This window comes from Bradyrhizobium sp. 157, from assembly GCF_023073815.1.
Classification (GTDB): domain Bacteria; phylum Pseudomonadota; class Alphaproteobacteria; order Rhizobiales; family Xanthobacteraceae; genus Bradyrhizobium.
The window spans coordinates 102,501-123,104 of the sequence record NZ_JADPKF010000048.1; the positions used below are offsets into that span (position 1 = coordinate 102,501).

Below are 20,604 nucleotides of genomic sequence, written 5' to 3' on the forward strand. Positions count from 1 at the left end.
AAGGTACGACGTCACCCAGAACGTATCTTGGGCTCCGTCTGTTTGTAGGTGTCCGGTTTCAGGTCTATTTCACTCCCCTCGTCGGGGTGCTTTTCACCTTTCCCTCACGGTACTGGTTCACTATCGGTCGCTGAGGAGTACTTAGGCTTGGAGGGTGGTCCCCCCGTGTTCAGACAGGATTACACGTGTCCCGCCTTACTCAAGGATACATCATCGCATTACCCGTACGGGGCTATCACCCTCTGAGGCCCTGCTTTCCTGACAGGTTCCGGTTGTCTTTGATGTATCACTGGCCTGGTCCGCGTTCGCTCGCCACTACTAACGGAGTCTCGATTGATGTCCTTTCCTCCAGGTACTTAGATGTTTCAGTTCCCTGGGTTCGCTTAAAACCTCCTATGAATTCAGAGATTTCATACCTTCACTTGATAACTGGAAATCCAAAACCTCACGGCTTGGTCTCACACATTGCTGCACGAACCCCAAGATAGAGATCTTGGAGTTCCAGCTATCGAAGGTGGGTTTCCCCATTCGGAAATCCGTGGATCAAAGCTTCTTCGCAGCTCCCCACGGCTTATCGCAGCGTAGCACGTCCTTCATCGCCTCTCAGCGCCAAGGCATCCACCGAACACCCTTAAGGCACTTGATTGCTCTCATTATCAATGTCCACACACTCGGCAGAATGTTGTCTGCGCAATTGCCTGTGAAGGCACGCACCCTCGATGAGTGCTATGCGCAGCCGGACACTGATTAGAAAGACCAGCTTGCTTCGTAAGATCGAACCGATAGCGAGGCGGTCAAGCTTCGCTAAAAAGATCATTTACAACCCGATCATCTTGCGATGAGCGAGCGCCGAAATGACCTGGAGATTATGAGTGAGATTCCGCAAATTGCTTTGCAGATCCCAAACTCGGATCGATCTCCTCTTTACGATGTCAGATATCACGCATGTCACTGCCCATCCGGACAATGCATGCGAAATGATGTTTCGCGGACGATTATTCGAGGCACTCTCGATCTTCGATTTCATCTGGTGGAGCCAGACGGGATCGAACCGACGACCTCATGCTTGCAAAGCACGCGCTCTCCCAGCTGAGCTATGGCCCCGTACCAGAAGACGAATGCTCCCTTAGGCCCGTCGTCGCCCTTTGGGCTATGCCGGGCACGCTTCGCTTTGTCATGTCGCGTGGCTGCGCCACGCGTAGCCAACGGCGAAGCGTGGTGGGCCTGGGAAGACTTGAACTTCCGACCTCACGCTTATCAAGCGCGCGCTCTAACCAACTGAGCTACAAGCCCCTAACACGAGGGACTTAAGCTCGCGCGCAATCGGCTCAGGCCAATGCATCGCACAAGCGCCAAACCTTCGCACAGCGCTAAGCCCCTGGCGCGTGTTCGTCCGCGAAGAAAGAGAAACGAAGACGGCGAAATCCCGCCAATGCAGCTCAACAATCCTGACGATTGTTGGCCACTGATGTTTCTAAAACGATCCGATAGATAGCAAGCTATCTGAAGGATCATCCTTAGAAAGGAGGTGATCCAGCCGCAGGTTCCCCTACGGCTACCTTGTTACGACTTCACCCCAGTCGCTGACCCTACCGTGGCCGGCTGCCCCCTTTCGGTTAGCGCACCGTCTTCAGGTAAAACCAACTCCCATGGTGTGACGGGCGGTGTGTACAAGGCCCGGGAACGTATTCACCGTGGCGTGCTGATCCACGATTACTAGCGATTCCAACTTCATGGGCTCGAGTTGCAGAGCCCAATCCGAACTGAGACGGCTTTTTGAGATTTGCGAAGGGTCACCCCTTAGCATCCCATTGTCACCGCCATTGTAGCACGTGTGTAGCCCAGCCCGTAAGGGCCATGAGGACTTGACGTCATCCCCACCTTCCTCGCGGCTTATCACCGGCAGTCTCCTTAGAGTGCTCAACTAAATGGTAGCAACTAAGGACGGGGGTTGCGCTCGTTGCGGGACTTAACCCAACATCTCACGACACGAGCTGACGACAGCCATGCAGCACCTGTCTCCGGTCCAGCCGAACTGAAGGACCCCGTCTCTGGGGCCCGCGACCGGGATGTCAAGGGCTGGTAAGGTTCTGCGCGTTGCGTCGAATTAAACCACATGCTCCACCGCTTGTGCGGGCCCCCGTCAATTCCTTTGAGTTTTAATCTTGCGACCGTACTCCCCAGGCGGAATGCTTAAAGCGTTAGCTGCGCCACTAGTGAGTAAACCCACTAACGGCTGGCATTCATCGTTTACGGCGTGGACTACCAGGGTATCTAATCCTGTTTGCTCCCCACGCTTTCGTGCCTCAGCGTCAGTATCGGGCCAGTGAGCCGCCTTCGCCACTGGTGTTCTTGCGAATATCTACGAATTTCACCTCTACACTCGCAGTTCCACTCACCTCTCCCGAACTCAAGATCTTCAGTATCAAAGGCAGTTCTGGAGTTGAGCTCCAGGATTTCACCCCTGACTTAAAGACCCGCCTACGCACCCTTTACGCCCAGTGATTCCGAGCAACGCTAGCCCCCTTCGTATTACCGCGGCTGCTGGCACGAAGTTAGCCGGGGCTTATTCTTGCGGTACCGTCATTATCTTCCCGCACAAAAGAGCTTTACAACCCTAGGGCCTTCATCACTCACGCGGCATGGCTGGATCAGGCTTGCGCCCATTGTCCAATATTCCCCACTGCTGCCTCCCGTAGGAGTTTGGGCCGTGTCTCAGTCCCAATGTGGCTGATCATCCTCTCAGACCAGCTACTGATCGTCGCCTTGGTGAGCCATTACCTCACCAACTAGCTAATCAGACGCGGGCCGATCTTTCGGCGATAAATCTTTCCCCGTAAGGGCTTATCCGGTATTAGCCCAAGTTTCCCTGGGTTGTTCCGAACCAAAAGGTACGTTCCCACGCGTTACTCACCCGTCTGCCGCTGACGTATTGCTACGCCCGCTCGACTTGCATGTGTTAAGCCTGCCGCCAGCGTTCGCTCTGAGCCAGGATCAAACTCTCAAGTTGGACTTGAAACCTTGAACCGGCTGATCACAACGTTTGACGAGGTCCCACCATATATATCGCCGACGATTCACATCGCTGACGACGATGGTGTAACCTTTAAAACGTGTACCGCCGAAGTCTTTCGTCCAGCCTCAATACTTCAATACTTGCGTATTCAAGTGATCGAGACTCGCAAGGACTCCGCCGTCCACGTTTCTCTTTCTTCATCTTCACTTGTCAAACAGCCCGGGACCACTTGGGATCCCACCCTTCCATCCCTGGAAGGTTCCGCACCCACCCATCCGACGACAAATGACAACCGATTGGTATCGGCTGTTGATCACTCATCGTAATGAGGAGCTTGCGGGGCGCGAATAGATGCCTTGGCCTCGGGGCCAATGCATCGCCGCGCTCAGTGGCCGGGTTATAGGCCCGCCCGATCGGGGTTGTCAACGCCCTTCGTCAACAAATTGTCGCATCACGTGGAAGAATTTTGGGACGCCAAGAAGTCCCTATGTTTCGGGCCTTTGGCCGCACTTGAGCCACAATCCTGCGACGTTCTGACTGTAAGTAAGCATTGAATCACCGGATGCCAGTGGGGGCTGCCCGGTGTTCAGGGACAGGCGATATTCGAGGAACCCGTCGCCTTTCCCACGCGGCCAGGAAACTTCGAGAGATCTGCTGACCATTGACGTTCGAGACTGCGGCCGGTCTTCTTCTGGCCTCTGATTCCCGAATTTCCATGCGTGCGGCAACGCCATGCTCCGGAATCGCTCCTTCAAAAGGGCGGAAACGTGGGGTCTGGATCGGGCGAGGTCTTGTCGGATGTCGATGGAATTTGGGGGGACACAGGGTTGAGCCAGAAGGCGCCACGCGGAAGCGGCTATGGACGCGAGACCGGGATCATTGATCTCGGTCACGAGCCGCCACTTTCCGTCGATGGCTCCGAGGCTGCGGTGATCGATCGCCGCCGTGTCTCTGTACAATGGTTCAGCGGCACCATCCTGACCGGTCTGTGCGGCGCGGCCCTCATCGGCGGCGCCGTTTTTGCGTCCCTCGACGGCGAAATGACCTTTGCCAAGGTGCCGGAGCGCGTCGAAGGCGCGTTGCGCGGGGCATTCAGCGCCAATGACCGCACCGCCACCCTGCACAAGAGCGACCGCCTGCCGCCGCCCGGCGAATCCACCGCCTCGCGCAATGTGGTTCGGGTATCGACGGTTACCCGCGTCGGGAACCGTGACGTGATGCGGGTGCGGCCATTCGTTCGCATCTCCGGCAATCTATCGATGACGACGAGCGATCTCAGCGCCAAGATCCCGCCGTTCAACGCGCAGCGCATGCTCACCGATGTCGGCACTCCGACTCAGCCGGCTTCCGAGGATCCGAACAATCCCGAGGCGGTCGAACCCGACGCCGAGGTTTCCTTTGTGACCAAGGATCTCGCAACGGTGCTGCCGAAGGCGAAACTCTCCGCCGTGGTCGCGCTGGACGAAGTCCTGATGCGGGTGCGGGATGCCGCGAACTGGCGCGGCTCGGGCGGCGTCCGCTACACGGCGCTGGCCAATGCCGCCGCCGATGTCAGCGGCGCCCAGTCCGATCTCAAGCTCGCCTATGCCACCGAAGGCAACGTCTCCGATCCCTATGCCGGCTTTGAAACCCGCATCGTGCCGGAAAATGTCACCCTGCTGCCGAAGACCAAGGACCAGATCACCGGCGGCAACCCCACCGGCGAACGCGTTCACATCGTGAAGAAGGGCGACAGCGTCGCTTCGGTCCTGCGCGACCAGGGCGCGACGCCGGATGAAGCCAGGGCGATCGCATTGACCCTTGGTGCCCGCGGCCGCGACGGCGGCCTAAAGGAAGGCCAGAAGCTGCGCATCCTGATGGCCCCCTCGGGCCTCGGCCCCGCTGCCCGGCTGCAGCCCTATCGCGTGATCGTCGCCAATGACACTACCGTCGAAGCCGTGGCCGCGCTGTCAGACGTCGGCAAATATGTCGCAGTCGACGTGCAGAGCATGAATACCGTCGCCGAGGCCCCTGCCGGCAAAGATGACGACGAGGACGACGAGGATGATGGCAGCGGCGTCCGGCTCTACCAGAGCATCTACGAGACCGCCATGCGCAACAAGGTGCCGGCCGCCGTGATCGAGGACATGGTCCGCATCTATTCCTATGACGTCGACTTCCAGCGCAAGGTGCAGCCCGGCGATTCCTTCGACGTATTCTTCGCGGGCGACGACGAAGGCACTCCCAGCACCGAAAAGACCGAAGTGTTGTTCGCTTCCCTCACCGTCGGCGGCGAGACCAAAAAATACTATCGCTTCCAGACCCCCGACGACTCCGTCGTCGACTTTTATGACGAGACCGGCAAGAGCGCGAAGAAGTTCCTGGTCCGCAAGCCCGTCAACAACGCGATCATGCGGTCGGGCTTCGGCGGCCGCCGTCACCCGATCCTGGGCTTTACCAAGATGCATACCGGCGTGGACTGGGCGACCCCCTACGGCACGCCGATCTTCGCCTCCGGCAATGGCGTGGTCGAGAAGGTCGGCTGGGAGGGCGGCTACGGCAAATACGTTCGCCTGAAACACAATAACGGCTACGAGACCGCCTACGGCCACATGTCGGCGTTCGCCAAGGGCATGGAGCCCGGCAAGCGTGTGCGGCAGGGCCAGGTGATCGGCTTCGTCGGATCGACGGGCATGTCGACCGGCGCCCATGTCCACTACGAGATTCTGGTCAACGGCCGCTTCGTCGACCCGATGCGCGTCAAGCTGCCGCGCGGCCGTTCGCTCGAAGGCTCAATGCTGGCGAGCTTCGAAAAGGAGCGCGACCGTCTCGACGCGCAGATGAGCAACCGCGGCAACTCGGCGCGGGTTTCCGAGGCCACCGGCGCCACGCCGCAGACGCGCCAGGTCAGCCGCTGAGCCTTTGCAGCGCCCCAGCCCTAGCCGACGCCACTACCTGCTAGGGCGATAGGCAGCGCCGCCCCGCGGTTTCATTAATTTACATTCAGTCGCCGCCCCATGGAACCCGGACGGCCGTTGCCCGGTTGATTAATTGGCAAGTCTTCAATGGAGGATGCCATGGAGAATTGGAGCAACGCAAAATGGTGCGACGTCGCGAACTTGGTCCTCGGCGCGATACTGTTCTTTTCGCCCTGGATGTTCGGCTTTGACGCCGGAACAGTTTCCAACAACGCCTATGTCACAGGCCTCGTAATCGCGATCCTTGCGATAGCGGCGCTGGCAGCGTTCGCGGTGTGGGAGGAGTGGCTGAACCTGATCGTCGGACTGTGGGCGCTGGTATCGCCTTGGGTACTGGGCTTCCAGGGGACCACGGCGATGACGGTGCACGTGTTGATCGGCGCTGCCGTGGCGGTGCTGGCGGCGATCGAAATCTGGCTCATGACGCAAAACCCGCCGCGGCTTACCACGGGCCGCTGAGACGCCTTGCCCGCATACCGCCCGCCGCATGCTGGCGGCGGGCGGTTGTTGGCGCGACGTGAAGGGGATGAGCAGCAATGAACCGCATTACCCGGGACGACGTAATCAAGGCAGTCAGCGGGGCTGACGAAGTCACGATCGCGCAGATCATCGGAACCGGCGCCACAGTAGATGAGTTGGCGGAGGCTCAAGCCTGGATGGCCAATGACGAGCCGATGCTGGATGCGGGCCGGCCGCTGGCGACTGGCCGGGTCCGCGAACTCGTGGATATACTGACGGAGCTCGAGCCAGAGGACGATGATCCCGGTGAGCCGGGGCCTGCCGTCAGTTCAATGGAATGATACAGCCACGGGCTCCTTAGCCAAAAGCCCCGAACATTGCGCGTTCGGGGCTTTCGCGTTGACGTGGTGCATCAATTCAGCTTGCGCTTCGGCACCGGGGCCTCGAACTGGGCGATCTCCGCGGTTTGCGCGGCCTTGCCGTTGAAGGTCAGCACGTTGCCTTCGCTCGAGATCACGACGCGATCGCCGTCGGCGATCTCGCCGGCGAGGATCATCTCGGCCAGCGGGTCCTGCAGGTTGCGCTGGATCACCCGCTTCAGCGGGCGGGCGCCGTAGGCCGGATCCCAGCCCTTGGCGGCCAGCCAGTCGCGCGCCGCTGCATCCAGCGTCAGCGTGATCTTGCGATCCTCCAGGAGTCTCTGCAGGCGAGCGAACTGGATCTCGACGATCCGGCCCATCTCGCTCTTCTGCAACCTGTGGAACAGGATGATCTCGTCGACCCGGTTGAGGAATTCGGGCCGGAAATGCGCCCGCACCATCCCCATCACCTGCTCGCGCACAGCTATTGTGTCCTCGCCTTCCGGCTGGTTCACCAAAAACTCCGAACCGAGGTTCGAGGTCATGATGATCAGCGTGTTGCGGAAGTCGACGGTGCGCCCCTGACCGTCAGTCAGCCGGCCGTCGTCGAGCACCTGCAGCAGCACGTTGAACACGTCCGGATGTGCCTTTTCGATTTCGTCGAACAGCACCACCTGATAAGGCCGCCGCCGCACCGCTTCGGTGAGCGCCCCACCCTCGTCATAGCCGACATAGCCGGGAGGCGCGCCGATCAGCCGCGACACCGAGTGCTTTTCCATGAACTCGGACATATCGAGGCGGACCATTGCGGTCTCGTCGTTGAACAGGTACTCCGCCAGCGCTTTCGTCAGTTCGGTCTTGCCGACGCCGGTCGGACCCAAGAACATGAACGAGCCCATCGGGCGGTTCGGGTCCTGCAGCCCGGCGCGCGAACGGCGGACGGCGGTTGCCACCGCACGCACGGCTTCGGCCTGGCCGACCACGCGCTTGCCGAGTTGGTTCTCCATTTTCAGGAGCTTGTCCCTTTCGCCCTCCAGCATCTTGTCGACGGGAACGCCGGTCCAGCGCGACACCACCTGCGCGACGTGGTTGGCGGTGACGGCCTCCTCCATCATCTCGCCGACGTCCTCCTTGGCTTCGATTTCGGCGAGCTTCTTTTCAAGCTCGGGAATCCGGCCATAGGCGAGCTCGCCCGCCCGCTGGAATTCACCGCGACGCTGCGCGTTGGCGAGTTCGATGCGCAACGTGTCGAGTTCGCTCTTGAGCTTCTGCGCGTCGGAGAGCTTGCTCTTCTCCGCGCTCCAGCGTGCCGTCAGCGCCGCCGATTTCTCCTCGAGATCGGCCAGTTCCTTTTCCAGCGTCTGCAAGCGGGTTTTCGAACCGGCATCGGTTTCCTTCTTCAGCGCCTCCTGCTCGATTTTCAGCCGGATGATTTCCCGGTCCATCGAATCGAGTTCTTCTGGCTTGGAATCGACCTGCATCTTCAGCCGCGCCGCAGCCTCGTCGACCAGGTCGATGGCTTTGTCGGGCAGGAAACGGTCGGTGATGTAGCGGTTCGACAGCGTGGTCGCAGCCACCAGCGCGGAATCGGTGATGCGCACGCCGTGATGCTGTTCGTATTTGTCCTTCAAGCCGCGCAGGATCGAAATCGTATCCTCGACCGTGGGCTCGGAGACGAAGATCGGCTGGAAACGCCGCGCCAGGGCCGCGTCCTTTTCGACGTGCTTGCGATATTCGTCGAGCGTGGTCGCGCCGATGCAGTGCAGCTCGCCACGTGCCAGCGCTGGCTTCAACAGGTTAGACGCATCCATCGCGCCCTCCGCCTTGCCGGCGCCGACCAGCGTATGCATCTCGTCGATGAACAGGATGATCGAGCCCTCGGCCGCGGTGACCTCCTGCAGCACGGCCTTCAGCCGTTCCTCGAACTCGCCGCGATACTTGGCGCCCGCAATCAGCGCCCCCATGTCGAGTACCAGCAGTTTCTTATCTTTCAGGCTCTCCGGCACGTCGCCGTTGAGGATGCGCAGCGCCAGGCCCTCGACGATGGCGGTCTTGCCGACGCCGGGTTCGCCGATCAGCACCGGGTTGTTCTTGGTGCGGCGGGATAGCACCTGGATGGTGCGGCGAATTTCCTCGTCGCGGCCGATGACGGGATCGAGCTTGCCGTCGCGCGCAGCCTGCGTGAGGTCGCGGGCATATTTCTTCAGCGCGTCGTAGGCGTTTTCGGCCGATGCGCTGTCGGCTGTACGGCCCTTGCGCAGCGATTCGATCGCCGCATTGAGATTTTGCGGCGTAACGCCGCCCTTGCTCAGAATGGTACCGGCCTCGCCGCTTTTCTCGAGCGTCAGCCCCAGCAGCAGCCGCTCGACCGTGACAAAGCTGTCGCCGGCCTTCTCGGCGGCCTTTTCCGCCGCGTCGAAGGCGCGCGCCATATCGGGGGCAAGATAGATCTGCCCGGCGCCGCTTCCCGAAACCTTCGGCAGCTTCTTCAGCGCGTCCTCGGTTGCCTTGAGAATGGCGCGGGAATTACCGCCAGCGCGGTCAATCAGACCGCCGGCAAGCCCCTCGCTGTCGTCCAGCAGCACCTTGAGCACATGCAGGGTCGAGAACTGCTGGTGCCCATCGCGCATGGCGAGCGATTGCGCAGACTGGATGAAGCCCCGCGCACGCTCGGTGTATTTTTCAATATTCATCTTTTGCTTCCCTCGGCATGCCACCCTCACCCCTCAGGCATGATTGCGGCATCTTCATTGGGGTTCCGCAAACCGCCTTGACATTCGTCAACCGGTCGCAGTCGTCGCCCTCATTTCAGGCTTGCCTCGAATGTGGGCATCGCTGGGAAAAACGGAAGAGGCCCACTCACAAATTCGGGAACGCTTGGCGAAAGCCGCAGGAATCCCTTAAGAAGCCGCATGGACGCCATCTCCCCCGCCCGGATCGCCGGGATCTACCGTTACCCCGTCAAAGGCCTGACCCCGGAGCAGTTCGACCGCGCCGAGCTCAAGCCCGGGCAAACCCTTTTGGCTGACCGCCGCTACGCCATCGAGAACGGCCCCTCCGGTTTCAATCCGGCGGAGCCGAAATGGCTACCGAAGCCGCACTTCCTGATGCTGATGCGGGATGAGTGGCTGGCCGGCCTGCACAGCCATTTCGACGATGCGAGCAACGTCCTCTCGATCCGCCGGAACGGCGAGATTGCAGCCCAGGGCAATTTGGCGACCGCCGAGGGCCGGCGGACCATCGAGAACTTCTTCGCCATCGCCTTTGCCGGCCAGATCAAGGGCCCGCCCAAGGTGCTCGAAAGCCCCGGTCACAGTTTTTCGGATGTTGCCCGCAAGGTCGTCTCGATCATCAATCTTGCCAGCGTCCGTGCCATCGAGGACATCGTCGGCGCCCCGGTTCATCCGCTTCGCTTTCGCGCCAATCTCTATGTCGAGGGCTGGCCGGCCTGGCACGAATTCGACCTGCTCGACCGGATGCTTGCGATCGGCAACGTCCGGCTGAAGGTGGTGAAACGCATCGTCCGCTGCGCTGCCGTCAATGTCGATCCCGATACGGCCGAGCGCGACCTCGCGATTCCCCCGGCGCTGCAGCGCCGGCTCGGCCACGGCGATTGCGGGATCTATGCCGAGGTGATCACCGGCGGCAGCATCAGCACCGGCGACGCGATCACGGCGGAGCAGGCGGAGTTGCTGTAAGGTTTCGGCCTTCATTGCGGCTATTGAAACAGCACAACGACCGTCATCCCCGCGAAAGCGGGGATCCAGTACGCCGCGGCCTATCAGTTCAATCCCTACAGTCTCTGGGATACTGGATCGTCCGCCTTCGCGGACGATGACAACCGGATCTAATTTCGGATTGCAAGAAGCCGATTCGGAGGCCCGACAAGCTCGATGCGAGCTATTCCGCCGGCGCAAGCTGCCCCCTGCTCGAGCGTGCTGCAGCGGTCTCGCGCACCCGGACACGGGCACGGCGCTTGCGCCACCAGATCACGACGCCGGTCACCGACAGCGCTGCAACCACCAGCCCCATCACCGAGATCAGGATGCGGCCGGGCAGCCCGAGGATACGTCCGGAATGCAGCGGAAATTGCGCCTGCACGAAGATATCAGCGGCGGTGCCGACCCACGGCAGTCGCTCGCCAATCGGGCGTCCGTCCTCGCTGTCGTAATAAAGCTGCGCCGGGCCGACACCGCCGGCGCCATGATCGTCGCCTGGGTGGAAGAAGGCCGCCGCATACACGCCGTGCGCCGGGCCGTAATTGATCGAACCGACCGGCGTGGTCCATCCGCGGCTCTTGCCATCGGCGGCGGCGCGCGCGGCGATATCGGCATACGTGACCTTGGGTTCGATCGGATCGTCGAGATGCCGATACGGACGCTGCTCATACGGCGTCGGAGTATAGTTCGATACCGTCTTCATCAGCGGCGAGAACACCTCGAAATACAGGTTGAGCGAGAACGCCGTGAAGGCGATGACGAACAGCAGCGCCCAGGTCCACAGGCTGAAAGCGCGGTGGATATCGAAATTGATTCGATAGGTACTGCCCGAGGTCTTGATCTTCCAGGCTGGCGCCCAGCGCGCCCAGAAACCTCGGCCGAGTTCGCGCGCAACGGCTGGCGCCCGCTCAGCCCTGGCGCGGCGACGGGACGGCAGCGTCAGATAGAAACCGACGAAGCAATCGATGGTCCAGATGATGGCGATGACGCCAAGCACGCGCATCCCCCAACGATCGCTGCCCCAGAACTCCGGGATGTGCATGGTATAGTGCAGCTTATAGAGAAACGAGACGAAGTTGGCGCGCGTCACCGGCCACACCGCGCCCCAGTAGCGCCGCCCGAGCTCGGCGCCGGTGTTGGGATCAAGGAAGATCTGATTGTAGTCGAGCTCAAATCGCTTGCCGGTGGCGGGATCGATCCGCGGCAGCACGAAGAACCACAGCGAGTGGCCTTGTTCCGGTGTCATGAACATGTGGACGACGCGGGCGCGCGGATCGCGCTGCTCGATCAGCTTGACCAGCTCGACGGAGGGAATCGCGGGACCGCTGCTGGTCACATCGAACAGCTGCTTGTTCAAGAGGTCGTCGATCTCGTGATCCCACGAGATGACCGCGCCGGTGACGCCGGAAAAAAACAGAAAGCCGGCGGTGAGAAGGCCGGCCCAGCGATGCAGTCGCCCGAAGATCGATTTCATGGCTTCGTCCGTGCTGTTGGTGCCTCAATTAACAAACATCATCACCGCCGGCGACCGACCGGCGGTGATGTATTGGTCGCAGCATGTCGCTGCCTATCACCATCGATAGGTCAGCTTCGCGATCGCCTTGCGGCCCTCGGCATAGAAGCAGCTCGTATAGCCGTAGCAGGCCGCGACATAGCGGGTGTCGGCGATGTTGGTGACGTTCAGCGCCAGGCGATAGTTGTCTTTGGTGTAGGCCAGCAGCGCGTCGACCGCGGTCGAGGCCGGCACCTTGAAGGTGTTGGCATCGTCACCGAAGGTCGAGCCGACATAACGCACGCCGCCACCTATCTGGACGCCGGCGAGCGGCCCACCCTGCAGCGTGTAGTCGGTCCACAGCGAGAAACGATTGAGCGGAACCGTGGTCGGTGCCTTGCCGATGTTGAGGGGATCCTGTGTGACCACGGCGTCGATGTAGGAGTAAGCGCCACGGACGTTGAAACCTTCCGTCAGCGTGGCGGTGCCTTCGAGTTCGACGCCGCGCGATTTCACCTGTCCGGTCTGCTCGGCAAAAATTGACGCAGGTGCGAAGGTGACGACATTGGACCGCGTCAGGTCGAAGGCCGCCAGCGTGATCAACGCATTGATCCCGACTGGCTGATACTTCACGCCGACTTCATACTGGACGCCGGTTTCCGGCTTCAAGAGCTCGCGGGCGGCATTAGTGTTGAGCACAGGTAGGAATGATTCGGCGTAGCTGAAATACGGCGCGATCCCGTTGTCGAAATTGTACATCACGGCCGCACGGCTGGTGAAAGCCGAGGCGTCGGTCGTGGCGAAAGACGGGCTGAAACGGTCGTCGAGATCGGTCGTCGCGAAATCCTGCCGGCCGCCCAGCAGGAACGAGAGCCGGCCGAGCTTGATCTGGTCCTGCGCGTAGAACCCGACCTGCGTCTGCTTGATCGCCTTGTCGTCGTACAGGCCGTCATTGGTCCATGTGTTGGTATAGACAGGCGCAAACACGTTGATCTTGCCGGTGCTGTAACCTGAAGCGGCGTCCTGGAACGAGGTGTTGCGGTAGTCGATGCCGACCAACGTGGTGTGGCTCAGGATGCCGGTGACGAACTTGCCCTGAAGCTGATTGTCGACCGCAAAGGAGTTGATGGTCGAGGCACCGCCTGCGCCATAGCGCGACATCAGGCCCGCGGCTTCGTCGGCCGCGGAGGCGTAGCCCATGCCGTAGAAGCTGCGTTGTTCGTTGTGCATCCACGAATAGCGCAGGTTCTGCCTGAAAGTGAGGGCCTCGTTGATATCGTGCGAAAGCAGGTAGCCGACTGATGCCTGCTCGGTGTCAAACTGATTGAAATTCGGCTCACCGCCGAAAAAAGTATTCCGGATGAAGCGGCCGTTATTGGCAAACGCCGTGCCCGATGCCGGCAGAAACTGCAGGCCCCAGCCCGTGGTGTCCTTTTGATAGTTGGCCAGCAGCGTGATGGTGGTGTCGTCGTTCGGCTTGAACGTTACCGCCGGCGCGATGAAGACGCGGTTGTCCTTGGTGAAATCGACCTGGGTTTCGCCGTCGCGGACCACACCGGTCAGGCGCCACAACACCGTGCCTTCCTTGTTGGCGGGGCCGCCAACGTCAAATTGGCCCTGGTAGCGATTGAAGCTGCCGCCCGACACCGACATCTCGCCGAACTGGTAGGCCGTGGGCAGCTTGCTGATGTAGTTGAGGATGCCGCCGGTGCCGCTGCCGCCGTACATCACCGAGGACGGCCCTTTCAGCACTTCGAGACGTTCGGCGCCGTAGGGCTCGAGGCCGAGGAAGTGCACGTATTGGCTGCTGGGCAACCGGAGGCCATCGAGATAGAGGCCCGGCATGGTCATGTCGAAACCGCGGATCTGCAACCCGCCGAAACGTGTGTCGGAGCCGCCGTTGACGTCGCCGCTGACGCCCGCGGTATAGCGCAGCGCCGCGCCGACGGATTCGGCTCCCTGGTTTTTGACCTGGTCGGTGGTGACGACGGAAATCGACTGCGGCGTTTCGATGATCGGCGTGTCGGTCTTGGTCGCGGTGCCGGTGCGGGTCGCGACAAAGCCGCGCACGGGACCATTGGCGCGCTCGCCGGCACCGGGGCCTGATGCGGCCGCAGCCGGTGCCGCTTGCGGGTTGGCGGCGGCGCGAGTGACGCGCATAGCGCGCGTGGTCGCAGCGCGGCCGGATGGCTGGGCCGCGGCCGGGCGCGCGCGTTCCTGCGGCGCGTCCACGGTGACCGGCGGCAGTGACGACTGCGCCAGCGCAGCGCCGGTGGGCAGGGAGAGGGTGAAACTGCTGACTGCCCCCAGGCAGATCGTTCGCAAGAGTTGAAGTCGAGTGGCGGGAAACGAATCAAATGCTGTCAGTGTCACCCTTAGATACCCCGAAGTCTGCCGGCTTGGCCGGTAGGATTTTTGATGCCTCGCTCTAACGCAGACATCTTCGGAGTTCGATGGGTGGTTGCTAGAATTGCTCCAGATTGCGCGATCGACGGGAAATCGTTCGGTACGAGCACGTCGTCTTGCAGACAGCCACCACGTGCGGCGGTGATCTCATGATCAACGTCCATGCGACTGGAGAGAAGCTCCAGCCTGCCGATGGCAACAGCGGGAGAGACTTGCGATCGCGTCACCTTCAATCATGACGCGCATCAGCGGCGCGCCGACACACGGGTCGCCTCGAACTGGACCTCAGATTCCAAGCGCGAGAAGGCCAGTACAAACCACAATCAAGCTGACGACGATAACAGCAAGAAAACTGGATGAAGCAAAATCTTCGCGCATGACGACACCTACCGCCTCAGGCAATCTCTCGTGAGCCTGAACCTCGCCCCAGGGAGTCTCGGATAGCCTCCGGTTGTTTGGGGACGGCCATCAAACCACTGGTCTGTTTCAAGGTGTCTTCGTCGGACTGAGAAAACGACTTCGTCAGGCGGCACTGCTGTTGCAGCCCAGAGGTCCCCACGAAACGTCTTCACGAAACCGAGAGGCGGGTGCGGCATAGGGGATACGCCGCTCCGACTTAATTCCACGCAACAAGGGCTTCGGAGATGTGGCGTAGTTCATACGCCGCTGCCGCGTCCCGCATTACAGATTTGCGAACGAAGGGCAGTCGTAATGGAAGATACCATCCGGCTCTACCGAACGCTGCTGGGCAATCGCGCGTATCTGCGCTCGCTGTCCGAGGGCGCATTTTTCCTCGCCGCCAGCTCCATTGCTATCTATGCCGCCGTCACCTACGCGACCGTCCACGCCAGCAACCACGTCACCGATTTTGTGCTGAGCCGCGTCGGGCCTTTCAACGTGCGCTTTCTGTTCATTTACGGGACGTTCGCAGCGTTCGTGATCACCGCAGGACTGCTGGCCTGGCGGCCGAACCGGCTGCCATTCGCACCGAAGGCCGCAGCGCTGTTCCTGCTGGTCCGTGCCGTGTTCGTGGCGCTCACCCACGTGGCGCCATCGCCGATCGATCCGCAGCAGCCGGCACCGTTCTTCAATTCGATTTTCTACGGCAGCGACCTGTTCTTTTCCGGCCACACCGGCTTGCCGCTTCTCGCAGCGCTTGCCTTCTGGCACATCCCGCAATGGCGAATATTCTATCTCGCGCTGACCGGCTTCTTCGGCTCAATCGTGCTGCTCGGCCACTATCACTATTCGATCGATGTGCTCGCCGCATTGTTCATTACCCACGGCATCTTTCAGATCTCGTGCTGGCTGTTTCGTCGCGACTACGCCCTGTTTCGCTCCTCCGAAAGCGAGGCTGTGCCGCAAGCAAAGCGGACCAGGCGAAAGATACTGGCCCCAGCCGACGGTGGACATTGGTCCGCGCCTAAACCGTTCGCGCTGCACCTCGTCGGCGATGAATCGTTGCAGAGCGGTCAATCCAGGACTGACTGAATTATCCGAACGGCTTAGCGCTGGTGGAGCCGTCATCGGGCGCGCATTCCCGGCGCCACGCTTGCTTCTGGCGTCCCTACGCCCGCTCGCCGGCCATCGCACGATCGATCGCGTCTATCAAGCTCTGTATCTCGATGAACTTTAGCCGTGCGCGCTCCGCCTTGTCGCGATCGAACGGCGCAGCAAGCACCTTGGCGTGCACATCGCGATCCTCAATCATGCGGTCCCGCGCCTTTCTCAGAATCTCATGGCGTTCGTTCATCTTGTTTCACCTCTATTGTGCTGAAATCCCTTAAGGCGAAGCGGACTACCAGTTGATTATCGCAGCACCGGCAACGACCGGCCCCAGGAATACCGGCAACCGGATGGGCAGCACGAGCCACTCGCCGAGGGTAATTTTCTTGAGATCTGGCATATGACCACCTGTTCAGTTCAGGCGGGAAATGCCGACCACTTCTTTCGAATCAAGCCTGCTCGAGTCTATCAGCGGAAATCGATGCCGCGCAGAATGATACCCTGAGGATTGCCTTCGAACTCTCCGGCGAGAAATTTCCGTGACGCGCATTGTTCGATCCGATCCCGCAGCCGCACGAATTGTTGTTCGCGCTGGTCCGCCGCGGTGCGCGAGGCGTGTTCGAGATCGTCCATCGCCGAGGCGCTAACGGCGCATGGTATCACCCTGGCCCCGTCCCTCATCGAGAACAGCACCACCATGCGATCGAATTCGTAACCACCGACATCGCCGCGCGTGAGTGTCATTCTGAGTAACCTCCGGCTAATAAGGGCAGCACCACGCTCCAGTGCCAATCATTTTTTCCTGACGGGCTGAGGATCGATCTCCGCAATCCTGCGCAGGCACTCGGCTTCGGAATCGTGCGGGCCGGAGACGAATGTTCCGCTGACTTTGGTGGAGTACCAACCGGAGACGACACCGAGGCGGAGCGACTCTTCAGTCTTGACGTGACGGGGCGAGAGATTTTGCATGTGGTACTTTCAGTTGCGGGTTCGAGATTATTTCGAGTGAGCGGCAAGAATCTCGACGGCCGAGCCGGAATATTCGCCTCGTCAGCTTTCGCCAGCGAGGCGGGCGAGGTCCGCCAATACGGTGGCCACGAGGTCGCGGTGATGCGTATCGGTCGGCGCCAAATCCGCCGCATAGAGGTTCAGGACGTACCGCGCCTTTGCGACCGCCTCCGGCCACGACTCAGCCGGAACCGTCAGGAGCTGTAGCTCGAGCGCGGCCTGGCGGTCCCGTTGCAGCTTTGCGTTGGCTTCGACGTCGGCGAGCGCCCGGCGGATATCGGTCGCCTTTTGCGCCGCCATGCCCCGGTGCTTGTCGAGATCGACCGGGGTTTCACTCACGAGATGCGATCGCGTCGTCGCGCTGCGCATCGGAAAGATCGACCGAGCTGATCGAGATCATTTCCGTCGAGGCTTGGCGCGGCGCCGCGCCGGGGACCATGATCATGGTGGCGACGCGGCGGAAGCTCTGAAACGAAAGACCTTCGATCATTTCCTCGTCGGTGATGACCTCATAAGCACCAGGCGGCAACAGCCGGCCGACCCCCTTGAGGTGGAACGGACGCTTGAAATGAATCATTTCCCGTCGCGTGCGCGTGGTCATGTATCGACCGTGCGCCCTTTCCCCGCAAATAGCTATCGATTTTTTCGGAGAAAGCGGCATTTGTCCAGGTTAAGGCAACCTACGGCAGCCGCGATGAATCGGGCTAAGAGGGTCCGGCATCGCAATTACGAGAACAATCGATCGGTCGCCTTGTCGAGCCGCTTCGCCGAACCGCTCGCGTCATTCAGATGACCAACCAATTCACCGGATAGCCGGTAGATGTTCTTGCCCTTGAGGTCAAAGAGCTTCTTGCCGCTAAGATCGAAAATTTCTGGGCCGACCACCACAGCGACGCGGGTTCCCTTGCTGTTGAATATGTTGCCGTTCATGAGCTGCCTCCTTTTTGACAGCCAGCGCTGAATGCAGCGCCCATTCCGTGTCGGTAGCGAGATAAAATCGACCGCATCGCAGCCAGCGCCTTTACTGAGGCGGCGTCAGCGGACTGCCCAGCCACCCCCGCGCTTCGGCATTAATCGGATCCGCAGCCGCCTGCGCTTCCTGGATCAGCCCGCATTTCCCGCATCGCAAGGTCCACTGCTCGAAACCAGGCCTTCCGGATACAACACGTAACACTTCCATGTCGGCTCGGCACATCGGACAGCGGGGTCGCACGGTTTGGCGAGGCGACAGCTTGTTGGTGAGTTGCGCGTCGGGCATCAGGGCCCTCCCTTTGTGAGGCGGGAGCACAACACTCTCAGTCACCGATGGAAGCCAAGGACAGAGCGGCGATGGCAAAAGCCTACGCCCAAATGGCGCCGCGCGCATGTAAAATGTTACGCACTGCGGGAACTCGGGCACTGAAGACAGAATGCCGCAGCCCCGAAATCACGAGCGGCCCCGAAGCGCAAAGCGCCGGCAGCGACACATCTGCCTTCCCGCGCTTCACCTGCCTTCACGCATCAGCGTGAAGGCAGCCTCGTCCCGCAAAGAACGGGGCGAGGAGAAGAAGCGTCGCGACGCAATCCGCCTCAGCTCGTCGGCATGACGTAGGCGTAGATCCGGCCGCGCGAGACTGGCATCTCGCGGACGCGGTTGCCGCTGTTGCCGGAGATCATGATCGGATTACCCTTGGCGTCGACGCCGGTGATGATGCCGACATGGCCGCCGCGGCGGCCGCGCGACATTACCGCGATGGCGCCGACCTGCGGGCCGGAAATCCGCTGGCCGTATTTCGCGAACGAGCTCGCCATGTCGGAGCCGGTGCCGCGATAACCGGAATGCTGCAGAACCATGTTCATGAACCGCGCGCACCACAGGCTGCCGCGTCCCGTGGGGTTGCCGCCGAGATATTTCCGCGCTTCGGCGACGACGTTCGACGATGTGTAACCTGAGGCCATCGCGCCGCCCGTCGGTGTCACGGTTGCATTGGATTCAACGTTCGTTCCCGGCGAGACGCTTGCGTTTGCATCGGCAAGACCGCGCGCGTGCATCTGCGTGACCGCGCGCTCCCAGCGCGATGCGTGCGCGGCGTGCCGGAGCCGGGCACGACGGCCGGCGCGCGCTGCCTTGACTGTGTTGGACGAAACGAAACCGCCGGATATCACCATCTCGGCGGTGCTTCCCATGAAGCTCGGGTTATTCTCGGCAAAGCCGCTCGCCTGCATTTGTGCAGCCCTGCGCTCCCAGCGCGACTTCCTGAGAGCATGGCGATGGTGGCGATATGTGTAATGCTTGACGTGATGGCCGGCGTGATAAGCGCGAGCCTGCCGCCCTGCGCCGTGATTTGGTCTTGCTGAAGCAGGAGAGACAAATACGATGATGGAAGCCGAACACAGTGCCAGCGCGATGAAACGAAGCGACCGGCGAAACGCAAACAACTGACTCATACTCGATCCTCTTAAAGCCCCCACTTCCCCTTTGCGTTCGTCTACGAACGAATGCGGGCGGCGTTTTGCGTGTGGCGATGTGACGAGAGGAAGATTTTATGTGGCGGCGCGGCAACGATTCCGGGGTGATTCCGCGCTCATTTGATGGCGAAAATGGACCCTTCCTGCCGCATTGCAGCCCCGAGAATTAATTGCAATTTTGCAGGTTCGCCGCGCAAGGAAGTTGCGCAAAAACAAGAAAATCGAGAGGAATCCGAAATGCCCTATGCCGTCGCCAAGGATAACGTCCGTCTCTATTTCGAGGAGGCTGGAAGCGGGATGCCGATTATCTTCCTGCACGAATTCGCGGCCGACCACACCAACTGGGAGCCGCAGATGCGCTACTTCTCGCGCGGCCATCGCTGCATCGCCTATTCGGCGCGCGGCTATACACCCTCCGACGTGCCTCCCTCGGCCGACGTCTACACCTACGAGCATTTCTACACCGACGCGCTCGCCGTGCTCGACCACCTCGGAATCGCCAAAGCGCATTTCGTCGGCCTGTCGATGGGCTCCTATTCCTCGCTGCAGGTCGGCCTCAACGCGCCGGAGCGCGCGCTGTCGATGACGCTCGCCGCCGTCGGCGCCGGCTCGGAACTCGAGCATATCGACGCCTTCCGCGCGCAATGCATCGCCAATGCCGAGCAGTATGAGGCGATCGGATCGGTTGAGGTTGCCAAGGTAACGCGTGAGGCGCCGAGCCGGATTCCATTTTTGCTGAAAGACCCGCGCGGCCACGCCGATTTCTACGCGGCGCTGGCGCGGCATGATGCCAGAGGCTCGGCCAACACGATGCGCAGCTTTCAGGGCAAGCGCCCGTCGATCTACACCATGACGGATGCGATCCGACGCGTGCCGACGCCGGCGTTGATCCTGTGCGGCGACGAGGACGACAATTGCATCGGGCCGAGCCTGTTCCTGAAGCGGCATTTGCCGGCGGCGGGGCTTTCGTTCTTTCCGAAGTCGGGCCACGTCCTCAATCTGGAAGAGCCGGCGCTGTTCAACGAGATGGTGGAGCGGTTCATCGCGCTGGTCGAGGCCGGGCGATGGCCGGTGCGGGATCCGAGGTCGATGGTGGCGGCGGTGGTGTGAGCCGCAGCGGCGGTGCACCTCTTCCGCTTGCGGGGAGGTCGACGCGCTCGATAGAGCGCGTCGGGTGGGGAAAGTCTATCCACTTCGACGAGCACGTTATGCGGAGGCACCCCCACCCCAACCC

The 20,604-nt window shown here is 61.1% G+C and carries 15 protein-coding genes, 2 tRNA genes and 2 rRNA genes (1 of these 19 cut by a window edge); 6 read left to right on the plus strand and 13 right to left on the minus strand.

The window, feature by feature from the left end:
• The 4 genes from IVA95_RS10955 to IVA95_RS10970 form a co-directional block, all read right to left on the minus strand.
• Positions 1-646: ribosomal RNA gene (locus tag IVA95_RS10955) — 23S ribosomal RNA — on the minus strand; it reaches 2,198 nt to the left of the window's first position.
• A gap of 382 nt (positions 647-1,028) precedes the next feature.
• Positions 1,029-1,104, minus strand: a tRNA-Ala gene (locus IVA95_RS10960).
• Positions 1,105-1,216: 112 nt separating this feature from the next.
• Positions 1,217-1,293: transfer RNA gene (locus tag IVA95_RS10965), tRNA-Ile, on the minus strand.
• Positions 1,294-1,521: 228 nt separating this feature from the next.
• Positions 1,522-3,010 (minus strand): 16S ribosomal RNA (locus IVA95_RS10970).
• Together the 16S and 23S rRNA genes with 2 tRNA genes alongside form the textbook arrangement of a ribosomal RNA operon.
• Positions 3,011-3,843: 833 nt before the next feature.
• On the opposite strand from IVA95_RS10970, the gene IVA95_RS10975 reads away from it, so the two are divergent.
• The 3 genes from IVA95_RS10975 (at position 3,844) to IVA95_RS10985 (ending at position 6,773) form a co-directional block, all read left to right on the plus strand.
• Positions 3,844-5,913, plus strand: a complete 2,070-nt coding sequence (locus tag IVA95_RS10975) for a M23 family metallopeptidase (RefSeq protein ID WP_247510483.1) — start codon at positions 3,844-3,846, stop codon at positions 5,911-5,913.
• Between the two features lie 159 nt (positions 5,914-6,072).
• Positions 6,073-6,432, plus strand: coding sequence for an SPW repeat protein (locus tag IVA95_RS10980; RefSeq protein ID WP_213246871.1), 360 nt, complete (start codon positions 6,073-6,075; stop codon positions 6,430-6,432).
• Between the two features lie 77 nt (positions 6,433-6,509).
• Positions 6,510-6,773, plus strand: a complete 264-nt coding sequence (locus tag IVA95_RS10985) for a hypothetical protein (RefSeq protein WP_247510484.1) — start codon at positions 6,510-6,512, stop codon at positions 6,771-6,773.
• Between the two features lie 71 nt (positions 6,774-6,844).
• Here IVA95_RS10985 and clpB read toward each other — a convergent pair whose 3' ends face one another.
• On the minus strand, positions 6,845-9,484 hold the full coding sequence (clpB, locus tag IVA95_RS10990; RefSeq protein WP_247510485.1) for an ATP-dependent chaperone ClpB: 2,640 nt from the start codon (positions 9,482-9,484) through the stop codon (positions 6,845-6,847).
• Positions 9,485-9,703: 219 nt separating this feature from the next.
• Between clpB and IVA95_RS10995 the strand changes: the two genes are divergently transcribed.
• Complete coding sequence (locus IVA95_RS10995) at positions 9,704-10,489, plus strand: MOSC domain-containing protein (protein WP_247510486.1); 786 nt, start codon at positions 9,704-9,706, stop codon at positions 10,487-10,489.
• A 202-nt stretch (positions 10,490-10,691) separates the two neighbouring features.
• Here IVA95_RS10995 and fsrB read toward each other — a convergent pair whose 3' ends face one another.
• Together fsrB and IVA95_RS11005 are read right to left on the minus strand one after the other, a co-directional pair.
• Positions 10,692-11,984 (minus strand): siderophore utilization protein FsrB, encoded by a 1,293-nt coding sequence (gene fsrB / locus IVA95_RS11000; protein WP_247510487.1) that lies wholly within the window; start codon positions 11,982-11,984, stop codon positions 10,692-10,694.
• 96 nt (positions 11,985-12,080) lie between these two features.
• The gene (locus IVA95_RS11005; RefSeq protein ID WP_247510501.1) at positions 12,081-14,072 is read right to left on the minus strand and encodes a TonB-dependent siderophore receptor; all 1,992 of its coding nucleotides are present in this window, start codon (positions 14,070-14,072) and stop codon (positions 12,081-12,083) included.
• A 1,047-nt stretch (positions 14,073-15,119) separates the two neighbouring features.
• Between IVA95_RS11005 and IVA95_RS11010 the strand changes: the two genes are divergently transcribed.
• A complete protein-coding gene (locus IVA95_RS11010) occupies positions 15,120-15,899 on the plus strand; it encodes a sphingomyelin synthase family protein (protein ID WP_247510488.1) in 780 nt (259 codons plus the stop codon).
• A 76-nt stretch (positions 15,900-15,975) separates the two neighbouring features.
• Here IVA95_RS11010 and IVA95_RS11015 read toward each other — a convergent pair whose 3' ends face one another.
• From IVA95_RS11015 to IVA95_RS11040, 6 genes are all read right to left on the minus strand, one after another.
• Positions 15,976-16,161, minus strand: a complete 186-nt coding sequence (locus IVA95_RS11015; protein ID WP_247510489.1) for a hypothetical protein — start codon at positions 16,159-16,161, stop codon at positions 15,976-15,978.
• Positions 16,162-16,382: 221 nt separating this feature from the next.
• A complete protein-coding gene (locus IVA95_RS11020) occupies positions 16,383-16,658 on the minus strand; it encodes a DUF1488 domain-containing protein (protein ID WP_247510490.1) in 276 nt (91 codons plus the stop codon).
• Between the two features lie 306 nt (positions 16,659-16,964).
• Positions 16,965-17,261 (minus strand): hypothetical protein, encoded by a 297-nt coding sequence (locus IVA95_RS11025; protein ID WP_247510491.1) that lies wholly within the window; start codon positions 17,259-17,261, stop codon positions 16,965-16,967.
• Positions 17,254-17,523, minus strand: coding sequence for a hypothetical protein (locus IVA95_RS11030; RefSeq protein WP_247510492.1), 270 nt, complete (start codon positions 17,521-17,523; stop codon positions 17,254-17,256). The genes IVA95_RS11025 and IVA95_RS11030 overlap by 8 nt, the downstream gene beginning before the upstream one ends.
• Positions 17,524-17,648: 125 nt before the next feature.
• Positions 17,649-17,852 carry a hypothetical protein gene (locus IVA95_RS11035; RefSeq protein WP_213246851.1) on the minus strand — a complete coding sequence of 68 codons (204 nt, stop codon included), beginning with the start codon at positions 17,850-17,852 and terminating at the stop codon, positions 17,649-17,651.
• Between the two features lie 639 nt (positions 17,853-18,491).
• Complete coding sequence (locus tag IVA95_RS11040) at positions 18,492-19,349, minus strand: TIGR02594 family protein (protein WP_247510493.1); 858 nt, start codon at positions 19,347-19,349, stop codon at positions 18,492-18,494.
• Between the two features lie 258 nt (positions 19,350-19,607).
• On the opposite strand from IVA95_RS11040, the gene IVA95_RS11045 reads away from it, so the two are divergent.
• Positions 19,608-20,480 carry an alpha/beta hydrolase gene (locus IVA95_RS11045; RefSeq protein ID WP_247510494.1) on the plus strand — a complete coding sequence of 291 codons (873 nt, stop codon included), beginning with the start codon at positions 19,608-19,610 and terminating at the stop codon, positions 20,478-20,480.
• Positions 20,481-20,604: the final 124 nt, after the last annotated feature.

Excerpts from the sequence above, each read along its gene's own strand:
- IVA95_RS10980 (WP_213246871.1), top strand. The coding sequence starts at position 6,073 with ATGGAGAATTGGAGCAACGCAAAATGGTGCGACGTCGCGAACTTGGTC.
- IVA95_RS10985 (WP_247510484.1), top strand. The coding sequence starts at position 6,510 with ATGAACCGCATTACCCGGGACGACGTAATCAAGGCAGTCAGCGGGGCT.
- clpB (WP_247510485.1), bottom strand. The coding sequence starts at position 9,484 with ATGAATATTGAAAAATACACCGAGCGTGCGCGGGGCTTCATCCAGTCT.
- IVA95_RS10995 (WP_247510486.1), top strand. The coding sequence starts at position 9,704 with ATGGACGCCATCTCCCCCGCCCGGATCGCCGGGATCTACCGTTACCCC.
- fsrB (WP_247510487.1), bottom strand. The coding sequence starts at position 11,984 with ATGAAATCGATCTTCGGGCGACTGCATCGCTGGGCCGGCCTTCTCACC.
- IVA95_RS11010 (WP_247510488.1), top strand. The coding sequence starts at position 15,120 with ATGGAAGATACCATCCGGCTCTACCGAACGCTGCTGGGCAATCGCGCG.
- IVA95_RS11015 (WP_247510489.1), bottom strand. The coding sequence starts at position 16,161 with ATGAACGAACGCCATGAGATTCTGAGAAAGGCGCGGGACCGCATGATT.
- IVA95_RS11020 (WP_247510490.1), bottom strand. The coding sequence starts at position 16,658 with ATGACACTCACGCGCGGCGATGTCGGTGGTTACGAATTCGATCGCATG.
- IVA95_RS11030 (WP_247510492.1), bottom strand. The coding sequence starts at position 17,523 with ATGACCACGCGCACGCGACGGGAAATGATTCATTTCAAGCGTCCGTTC.
- IVA95_RS11035 (WP_213246851.1), bottom strand. The coding sequence starts at position 17,852 with ATGAACGGCAACATATTCAACAGCAAGGGAACCCGCGTCGCTGTGGTG.
- IVA95_RS11040 (WP_247510493.1), bottom strand. The coding sequence starts at position 19,349 with ATGAGTCAGTTGTTTGCGTTTCGCCGGTCGCTTCGTTTCATCGCGCTG.
- IVA95_RS11045 (WP_247510494.1), top strand. The coding sequence starts at position 19,608 with ATGCCCTATGCCGTCGCCAAGGATAACGTCCGTCTCTATTTCGAGGAG.